Source organism: Stenotrophomonas sp. HMWF023 (assembly GCF_003060985.1).
GTDB lineage: Bacteria > Pseudomonadota > Gammaproteobacteria > Xanthomonadales > Xanthomonadaceae > Stenotrophomonas > Stenotrophomonas lactitubi.
In genome coordinates this window covers 1-9,340 of record NZ_QAIJ01000126.1, presented here as the reverse complement: position 1 = coordinate 9,340, position 9,340 = coordinate 1, and the positions used below count along the sequence as shown (strand labels likewise).

Genomic DNA, 9,340 nt, shown 5'->3' with positions numbered 1-9,340 from the left:
AGCAACGGGCAGGCAGGAGACAAGGAGCGGTAGTGAAGGTGGTGCGGTCATGCGGTGCTGGATCCTGTTGCGCGCGCCCGGTGCAACGTGGGCAGATGATGCTGGATTGTCCCATGCCGTGCGCCAGCGGGAGCGCAGGGACGCGCGGTGCGATACCGGCATACTGGCGCCTCACTGCGGAGCTTCCAATGCGACTGCTGGCCCTCACCTACGGCACCGAAGGCGATACGCGCCCGCTGGTCATGCTCTGCCACGGGCTGATTGCGGCCGGCCACGAGGTCATGCTGCTGGCCGACGGCGGCACTCTGGGCAGCGCGAAAACAATGGGCGTCCCGCACGCCGCGCTTGAAGGCGACATCCACGATGAAGTGGTGGCGCTGGTCTCACGCGGCAACGGCGTGGCCGCCGCCAGCACCGGGCTGGCACGGATGGCGCTGCAGCACGTCGCCGGCTGGATGCGCCAGGCCGATGCTGCAGCCGACGGCTGCGATGCGATCCTGACCGGCGGCCTGGCGGCGTTCGTCGGCATGAGCGTCGGCGAACGTCGTGGTCTTCCGGTGATCGGCGCCGGCATGATTCCGCTGACGCCGACGCGCGCATTCCGCTCGCCCTTCCTGCCACCCGGGCGCTCACCGGGATGGATTAACCGGGCCAGCTACGGGCTGGTCAACGGCCTGATCTGGCGTCAGTTCCGTGGCCCGATCAACGCTGCCCGCCAGCACGCCGGGCAGCCGCCGCGACGCTCGCTCTGGACCGGCCTGCCGATGCTGTACGGCATCTCGCCGCAGCTGTTGCCACCGCCTTCGGACTGGCCGGCCGACCACCTCGTGTGCGGCCAGTGGTCGGCACCTGCTGCGCCGTGGCAGCCGTCAGCCCAACTACAGGCCTTCCTCGATGCAGGGCCACCGCCGGTCTACCTGGGCTTTGGCAGCATGACCGGCTTCGACCGCGAACGCGTGTTGCCGGCGCTGTTGGCAGCGCTTGCGCCGCGCCGCGTGCTGCTGTTCCCCGGTTGGGTCGGCGTGCCCGACATGGCGCTGCCCGACAAGGTGCTGGTGATCGGGCCCACCCCGCATGAAGCCTTGCTGCCGCGCTGCGCGCTGGCGATCCATCATGGTGGCAGCGGTACCACGCATTCGGCCTGCCGCGCCGGCATACCGTCGATGGTGATGCCGTTCGCCGCCGACCAGTTCTTCTGGGCCGATCGCCTGCAGCGCCTGTGCGTAGCGCCTGCGCCGCTGTCACCGAAACGGTTGCAGCCGCAGGCGTTGGCCGATGCACTGGCGTTCGCCGAGCATGCGGATACGCGCGCGCGTGCAGCCGCTCTGGGCGCAGCAATGGCGAGCGAGGATGGTGTGGCGTGCGGCGTGGCCGCAGTCGAGCGATGGCTCAGCCCAACGTCTCCACCACCCAGTCAATGAACACCCGCAGCCGCTGGCTCATGTGCCGGTTCGGCGGGAACATCACGTGCATCGGCATCGGCGGCAGCTGCCAATCCTGCAGCACGGGCAGCAACTCGCCGCGCGCCACATGCGGTGCGGCCATGTAGCTGGGCAACGCGACCACGCCGAGGCCGGCCAGACCCGCCGCCAGATAGGCATTGCCATCATCGAAGCCGATTGAATAACGCCCCTGCACCTCGATGCGCTCGCCGCCGCGCTTCGCGCTGAACACGCGGGCGCGGCCACTGCGCGGGCTGAGGAAACCGACCGTGTGGTGGTCCGGCCCTTGCAGCGCGCGCGGGTGTTCCGGCGCACCGAACTGCTGCACATAGCCTGGGCTGGCATGGAAGCCGATCGGCAGGCTCGCCAACGGCCGCGCCACCAGCGCCGGGTCGGCCGGGGTGCCGCCGCGGATCACGCAGTCGACGTTGTCGGCGATCACATCGACCTCGCGGTCGCTGACCCCCACCTCCAGCTGGATCTCGGGATAGCGCGCCTGGAAGCCGGGCAGCGCCGGCACCAGCAGCAGCCGGGCGAACGGGCCGGGCACGTCGATGCGCAGGCGCCCACGCGGCTGTGCGGCGGCATCGCCCAGCCCACCCTCGACCTCTTCCAGCTCGGCCAGCAGACGCACGATGCGCGGGTAGTACGCCGCGCCATCAGCGGTAACACTGACCCGGCGCGTGGTGCGGTTGAGCAGCCGCAACCGCAGATGCGCTTCCAGCTGCTGCACCAGCTGGGTGACCGTGGTGCGGCTGAGCTGCAGCGTATGCGCGGCGCGGGTGAAGCTGCCGGTCTCCACCACCCGGGCGAAGGCCCGCATCGCCTCGAAGCGGTCCATGTCAGCGGCCCTGATTGTTTGGAATTACCAATCAATCTAGGCGCATCATCGCGGTTTATCCAGACAGCGGCAGCGGGGAGGATGGTCTCCTCCCGTCTGGAATCCCCCGTATGTCCCACCGCGATGTCGTCTTTCCCGCCGGCCGGCAGGCGCTGTACGAGCGCAACCGTTACTCGCCGGCGATCCGATCCAATGGCTTCCTGTTCGTCTCCGGCCAGGTCGGCAGCCGCGAGGACGGCTCGCCCGAGCCGGACTTCGAGACCCAGGTGCGCCGCGCCTTCGACAATCTCAACGCGGTGCTGGCCGCGGCCGGCTGCACGTTCGACGACGTGATCGACGTGACCGTGTTCCTGGTCGACCCGGAAACCAACTTCGAAAAGGCCTGGGCGATCGTGCCGGAGTACTGGGGCGAAGCGCCGCACCCGACCCTGACCGGTATCGGCGTGACCTGGCTGTATGGCTTCCAGTTCGAGATCAAGGTGATCGCGAAGCTGCCGTGACCGTCACTGTAGAGCCGAGCCCATGCTCGGCTGACCACGCGAAAGCAGCCGAGCATGGGCTCGGCTCTACAGAAGCGCATCCCGGTGTCCCACCCCACGGACCGAAAGGCGTGCCGACCAAGGTCGGCACCTACCAGAGCAGCAGTCCCGTGCGCGGCGCACCTGAACGGGAGGTTCCGACGAATTCCCGAGGTGGCCATTGATATTGTATCCACCGAAAACCGCTTGCTAGCCTCCCCTCCATGCGCCGGATCGCCCGCCACCTTCGTTCGTACCTGCTGATGCTGCTGATGGCGGCGTTCGTGGTCGTGCCGGTGGCCGATGTTCTGGCGTGTGCGGTGGAACCGCACGACAGCACCGTGGTGCATGTGGAGTCGGCTGCCGAAGAGCCCGACGGTGACAATGACAACGACGGCAAGCACACCGCTGCCTGCAGTCATAACCACTGCCACCACTCCAACCTGAGCCTGCCGGCGAGCACCTTCGCCGCCTTTGGCACGCCGCAACCGGCGCGCTGGATGAATGCAGGCGACGCGGCGACCTATGCGGTCGCCCAGGACGAACTGGCACGTCCTCCCCGGGCGTGAGTTGAGCGCGTCCCGCAATCGCGGGCTCCCGTTTCACTCACAACCGGAATCCCCCTATGTCGATCCTGACACGTCGGTCGCCGCGCGCGGCCGGGCTGGTCGTCGCCGTGCTGCTGGGCCTGATCCCCGCCGCACAGGTCGCCGCACAAGCCGCACCTTCGTATGACACCCTGCTAGAACGTCTCGACCAGCTGCCCGGCACCCGCGTCGGCGCGGCATTGGCCGAGGCGGCCGACGCCCGCGCCGACCAGGCCCGGGCGCTGCCCAATCCCTCCCTTTCCTGGTCCGCCGAAAACGCCTGGGGCACCGGCTCCTACGGCGGCATGGGCAGGGCCGACACCGTGCTTACCCTGTCCCAGCCGTTGGAGGTCTGGGGCCAGCGTGGCGCGCGCGTCCGCGCCGCCCGCGCCGAGGCACAGGCCGCTGCCCTGCGCGGTTCGCAGAGCCGAAGCGATGTCGCCAGCCAGCTGGCGGCGATCTACGCACAGGCGGAAAGCGCCCTGCGTCGTTACACCCTGGCCGACGAAGCGCTGACCCTTACCCGCGACGATGCGGCGGCGGTCACCGCCATGGTCAAGCATGGCCGCGAGCCGCAGCTGCGCGCGGTGCAGGCACAAAGCGAAGTGGCCAATGCCAGCGCCGCGCTGGATGAGGCGCAGGCCTTCCGCGATGCCGCACTGGCCCGCCTGGCCGGTGCGGCCTTGCTGGATGCACCGGTGCAGACCATCGACAACAGCCTGCTCGACCGCGCACCGCCGGCACCGCGTGGCGCCATCGATGTGGCACTGGCCGTGCGTGTCGCCGAAGCCGAGGTTGATGCGGCCGGTCGCCTGGTCGATGTCGAGCGCAAGCGTGCCCTGCCCGACCTCAGCGTCACCGCCGCGCAGACGCGTTTCCGCGAGGACCGCGAGCAGGCGTACACGCTCGGCGTCAGCCTCTCGATCCCGTTGTTCGACCGCAACCGTGGTGGCATCCGCGCCGCCAGTGCCGAACAGCGCGCGGCCGAGGCGCGGCTGGACCAGCAGCGCCGTGACAGCGAAGCGGAACGGTTGTCGGCGGTGGCGGGCCTGAAGGCCGCCGGCAGCCGCACCCGCGCGGCCGACGAAAGCGTGGTTGCCGCCGAGGAGGCCTATCGCCTGGCCCGCGTCGGCTTCGACGCCGGACGCATCTCGCAGCTGGAACTGCGCAGTACCCGCAGTGCCCTCATCGCCGCCCGCGGCACCGCTGTGGACGCGCGTCTGTCGCGCGTCGGCGCGGAAATCGATCTCGCCCGCCTCGAAGGGCGCGCACCTTTTGTGGAGGCCCGATGAACCTGTCCCGCTCTTTCCCCCTGGTTGGTGGCCTGCTGCTGACCGTATTGCTGGCCGGCTGCTCCGGCAACGCACAGCCCCCGGAAGCTTCCGCAGCCGACGATGGCCATGGCCACGCCGCCGACAGCACCGAAGCCAAGGCCGAAACAAGCAAGGTGCCCGACGCCGATGAAGGCGTGGTGCAACTGACGCCCGAGCAGATCAAGGCCTCCGGCATCGACGTGGTTGCCGTCGGCCGCGGCGGCGGCGGTTCAACGCGGCTGTCCGGCCGGGTGGAGCCATCGATCGGTGCGCGTGCATCGGTCGCCTCCACCGTGACCGGGCGCGTGGAGCGCGTGCTGGTCGCACCGGGCACGGCAGTGAAGCAGAACCAGGCGCTGGCGATCGTGGTCAGCGGCGAGGCGGCGGTGTTCCGCGCCAATGCGGTTGCCGCCGCTGCGGAAGCCGAGGCGGCGCGCCTGGCCCATGCCCGTGACAAGGCGCTGGTCGAACAGGGCGTGGTCGCCCGCCAGGAACTGGAAACTTCACGCGCGCGCTCGCTGGCGGCACAGGCGCAGGCCGCGGCCGCACAGGCACAGGCCGCCGCCAACGGTTCACCCGACAGTAGCGGCCGCGTGCGCATCACCAGCCCGGTGGCCGGCATCGTCGGCAACGTACAGGTCACGCCCGGTGGCGTGGTAGCAGCCGGCAGCCCGGTGGCCGACGTCGCCGATCCGTCGATGAACGAGCTGGTATTCACCGCACCGCCAGCGCTGGCCGCGCAGGTCAACCCAGGCATGACGCTGGAAGTGACCGTGCCGGGTGGCAGCTTCAGTGCCACCGTCACCGGTTCGGCCGCCGATGTGCGCCAGCAGGGCGGCGTGGCGGTGATACGTGCCACGCCGGTCAATGCGGCATTGCCGCCAGCCGGTTCGCCGGTGTCCGCGGTGGTGGTCACCGACGGCAAGGACGGCGCGTTGAGCGTGCCGGCCGATGCCGTGCAGAACGTGGATGGCAGCAGCGCGGTGTTCGTCGCCGTCGAGGGCGGCTTCAAGGTGCAACCGGTGCTGGCCGGCCGACGCGCCGGCGACCGCATCGAGATCCTCGGTGGCCTGAGCGGCAACGAACGCATCGTCGGCGCCAACGCCTTCCTGCTCAAGGCCGAACTGGCCAAGGGCGAAGCCGAGCACGGGCACTGAGGACCTTCCATGTTCAAGCTCATCATTGAAACCGCGGTACGCCACCGCTGGCTGGTCGTGGCCCTGGCTGCACTCATTGCCGCCGTGGGCCTGTTCCAGCTCGGCAAGCTGCCGATCGATGCGGTACCGGACATCACCAACCGCCAGGTGCAGATCAACACCGTGGCACCGGCACTGACGCCCGAGCAGATCGAGCGGCAGGTGACCTATCCGCTGGAAACCGCGCTGGCCGGCATCCCCGGCCTGACCACCACCCGTTCGCTGTCGCGCAATGGCTTCTCGCAGGTCACCGCGATCTTCACCGACGCCACCGACATCTACTTCGCCCGCCAGCAGGTGGCCGAGCGCATGCGCGAAGCCTCCGAAGACCTGCCTGATGGTGCGTCGCCCATGCTGTCGCCGGTCACCACCGGCCTCGGCGAGGTATTGATGTGGACGGTGGACTTCACCGCGTTCGACCCTGCGAAGCTGGCCAAGCCGGGCGAAGCAGGCTGGCAGGCCGGTGAGGTCTACCGCACGCCGGAAGGCAATCTGCTGCGCACGCCGGAAGAACGCGCCACCTACCTGCGCACCGTGCAGGACTGGATCATCGCGCCGCAGATGCGCTCCAGCCCCGGGCTGGCGGGCGTGGATACCGTCGGTGGCTACGTGAAGGAATACGGCGTGCATCCGGACAGCGCGCGGTTGGCCGCGCATGGCCTGGGCCTGGCCGACCTGGTGACGGCCCTGCAGCGCTCCAACGTGCAGGCCGGTGCCGGCTTCGTGCAGCGTGCCGGCGAAGGCCTGGTGGTGCGTGCCGATGGCTTGGCACTGACCACCGACGATCTGGCACAAGCGCCGGTGGCCACCCGCAACGGCGTGGTGGTACGGGTGTCCGATGTGGCCGAGGTCGAACTGAGCCGCGCACCGCGCCTGGGTGCGGCCAGCCGCAACGGCCATGAAGCCGTGCTCGGTACCGCGCTGATGATCGCCGGCGGCAACAGCCGCACCGTGGCCCAGGCCGCTGCGGCGCGCCTGGAACAGGTGAACAAGTCGCTGCCGGCGGACATCGTGGCAGCGCCGGTGCTGGACCGTAGCGTGCTGGTCAATTCCACCATCAAGACCGTGGCCAAGAACCTCACCGAGGGCGCGTTGCTGGTGGTGGTGGTGCTGTTCCTGCTGCTCGGCAACCTGCGCGCAGCGACGATCACCGCACTGGTGATCCCGCTGTCGTTCCTGTTCGCGGTGATCGGCATGAACCGCTTCGGCATCAGCGGCAACCTGATGAGCCTGGGTGCACTGGACTTCGGCATCCTGGTGGACGGTGCGGTGATCGTGATCGAGTCGACGCTGCTGATGTTGGGCCAGCGTCGTGCCGAACTGGGCCGTGCATTGACCGCGATGGAACGCCTGCGTGTCGCGGCTGATTCGGCGCGCAAGATGGCACGACCGGCAGCGTTCGGCCAGCTGATCATCCTGCTGGTGTTCGCACCGATCCTCACCCTGGAAGGCGTGGAGGGCAAGACGTTCCACCCGATGGCGGCGACCTTCATGCTGGCCCTGGTCGGTGCCTTCATCTTCTCCTTCACCTTCGTGCCGGCGATGGCCGCACTGATGGTGCGCGAGCCGAAGCTGAAGGAAGGCGAGGCACACAGCGATGATGGCGAGCACGAAACGAAGCTGATCCGCGTGCTGCGTGGGCGTATCGAGCCGATCATCCGCCAGGCCGTCGCGCGTCCGCGGTCGGTGGTGGCGGGTGCGGGCCTGATGCTGCTGGTGGGTATTGGCTCGTTCGGCCTGCTCGGCCGCGAGTTCATGCCTACCCTGGATGAAGGCAACGTGGCGATGCAGGCGCTGCGCGTGCCGTCGACCTCGCTGGAGCAGTCGCTGGCGATGCAGCTGGCGCTGGAAAAGGCGATTGCCAAGCAACCGGAAGTGGAAACGGTGTTCTCGCGTACCGGTACCGCTGAAGCGGCGATCGATCCGATGCCGACCAACATTTCCGACAGCGTGATCGTGCTCAAGCCACGTGCGGACTGGCCCGATCCGAAGCTGGGCAAGGAAGCACTGGTCGCCCGCTTCGAGAAACTGGCCGGCCAGCAGCTGGGCAACAGCTTCGAGTTCAGCCAGCCGATCGAGCTGCGCTTCAACGAGCTGATTTCCGGCGTGCGGACCGATCTGGCGGTGATGATCTTCGGCGATGACTTCAGTCAGTTGCAGAAGGTGGCCGACCAGGTGGCGCTGAAACTGCGTGCGGTGGAAGGCGCGGCCGATGTGCGCGTGGAGCAGATTTCCGGCCTGCCCACGCTCAACGTCAAGATCGACCATGTGGCAGCGGCGCAGTACGGATTGACCGCCGCGGACGTCAGCGATGCGCTGTCCACCGGCATCGGCGGCACGGCGGCAGGCAAGATCTTCGAGGGCGACCGCCGCTTCGATGTGGTGGTGCGGCTGGATGACAGCGCACGCAACGACCCGGATCAGCTGGCCTCGCTGCCGATCGCAACACCGGCTGGTGTGGTGATTCCGCTGTCCTCGGTCGCGCGCATCAGCGTCAGCGAAGGGCCGAACCAGATCAGCCGCAACAACGGCAGCCGCCGGGTGGTGGTGCAGGCCAACGTGCGTGGCCGCGATCTCGGCGGCTTCGTTGGCGAGGCGCAGACCGCCGTGGCCGAGGTGGCGCTGCCACCCGGTGCCTACCTGACCTGGGGCGGCCAGTTCGAGAACCTGCAGCGTGCGGAAAAGCGCCTGGCCACGGTGGTGCCGGTGGTGTTCCTGCTGATCGGCAGCCTGCTGTTCATGGCCCTGCGCAGCGGCAAGGAAGCCATTCTGGTGTTCAGCTGCGTACCGCTGGCGCTGGTCGGCGGCATCCTCGCCCTGCTGCTGCGCGGCATGCCGTTCTCGGTGTCGGCAGCGGTGGGCTTCATCGCGGTATCCGGCGTGGCCACGCTCAATGGCCTGGTGCTGATGCAGGCGATCCGCGAGCGCCTGGACGCCGGTGACGTGCCGATGATGGCCGCGATCAATGGTGCGTCCAGCCGTATCCGCGCGGTGCTGACCACCGCACTGGTGGCCATCGTCGGCTTCATTCCGATGGCGATCGCCAGTGGTTCCGGTGCGGAAGTGCAGAAGCCGCTGGCGACGGTGGTGATCGGCGGCTTGATCACCGCCACGGTGCTGACCCTGCTGGTGCTGCCGACCTTCGCTGCGCGCGTGGCGAAGGTGCGGGCGGTGGGGTGAAAGAAGAAAGGGGCGGATCATGCGATCCGCCCCTTTCTGCTGAAGTTGCCGGCCAGCGGCCGGCACTACCACCGCGCGTTCCGGTAGCGCCGGGCCATGCCCGGCGACGCGACGGCTCAGGCCTTCTTGCGCTCGGCGATGTACGCCTGGATCTGCTGCTCCAACACCGGCAACGGCACCGAACCCTGCTTCAGCAGCGTGTCGTGGAAGCCTTTGATGTCGAACTTGTCACCCAGTTCCTTCTCCGCCTGCGCGCGCAGGCG

General features: G+C 68.8%; 8 protein-coding genes. 6 read left to right on the top strand and 2 right to left on the bottom strand.

What is annotated here, in order from left to right:
* The first annotated feature begins 188 nt into the window (after positions 1 to 188).
* Complete coding sequence (locus tag DBR20_RS06810; RefSeq protein ID WP_108265654.1) at positions 189 to 1,421, top strand: glycosyltransferase; 1,233 nt, start codon at positions 189 to 191, stop codon at positions 1,419 to 1,421.
* Here the strand turns inward: DBR20_RS06810 and DBR20_RS06805 are convergent.
* Positions 1,390 to 2,283: a LysR family transcriptional regulator gene (locus tag DBR20_RS06805; RefSeq protein ID WP_108265653.1), complete on the bottom strand. Its 894-nt coding sequence runs from the start codon at positions 2,281 to 2,283 to the stop codon at positions 1,390 to 1,392. The two genes, DBR20_RS06810 and DBR20_RS06805, sit on opposite strands and share 32 nt — an antisense overlap.
* Before the next feature lie 110 nt (positions 2,284 to 2,393).
* On the opposite strand from DBR20_RS06805, the gene DBR20_RS06800 reads away from it, so the two are divergent.
* The 5 genes from DBR20_RS06800 (at position 2,394) to DBR20_RS06780 (ending at position 9,077) form a co-directional block, all read left to right on the top strand.
* Entirely contained in the window at positions 2,394 to 2,783 is a 390-nt protein-coding gene (locus DBR20_RS06800) for a RidA family protein (protein ID WP_108265652.1), read from the top strand.
* 242 nt (positions 2,784 to 3,025) lie between these two features.
* Positions 3,026 to 3,370, top strand: coding sequence for a hypothetical protein (locus DBR20_RS06795; protein WP_089237867.1), 345 nt, complete (start codon positions 3,026 to 3,028; stop codon positions 3,368 to 3,370).
* Positions 3,371 to 3,426: 56 nt separating this feature from the next.
* Positions 3,427 to 4,680 (top strand): TolC family protein, encoded by a 1,254-nt coding sequence (locus DBR20_RS06790; protein WP_089237869.1) that lies wholly within the window; start codon positions 3,427 to 3,429, stop codon positions 4,678 to 4,680.
* Complete coding sequence (locus DBR20_RS06785; RefSeq protein WP_108265651.1) at positions 4,677 to 5,858, top strand: efflux RND transporter periplasmic adaptor subunit; 1,182 nt, start codon at positions 4,677 to 4,679, stop codon at positions 5,856 to 5,858. The genes DBR20_RS06790 and DBR20_RS06785 overlap by 4 nt, the downstream gene beginning before the upstream one ends.
* A gap of 9 nt (positions 5,859 to 5,867) precedes the next feature.
* A complete protein-coding gene (locus DBR20_RS06780) occupies positions 5,868 to 9,077 on the top strand; it encodes a CusA/CzcA family heavy metal efflux RND transporter (protein ID WP_108265650.1) in 3,210 nt (1,069 codons plus the stop codon).
* A gap of 116 nt (positions 9,078 to 9,193) precedes the next feature.
* Here DBR20_RS06780 and DBR20_RS06775 read toward each other — a convergent pair.
* Positions 9,194 to 9,340, bottom strand: a 147-nt coding sequence (locus DBR20_RS06775; protein ID WP_146186963.1) for a DUF885 family protein, incomplete at its 5' end; no start/stop codon positions are given.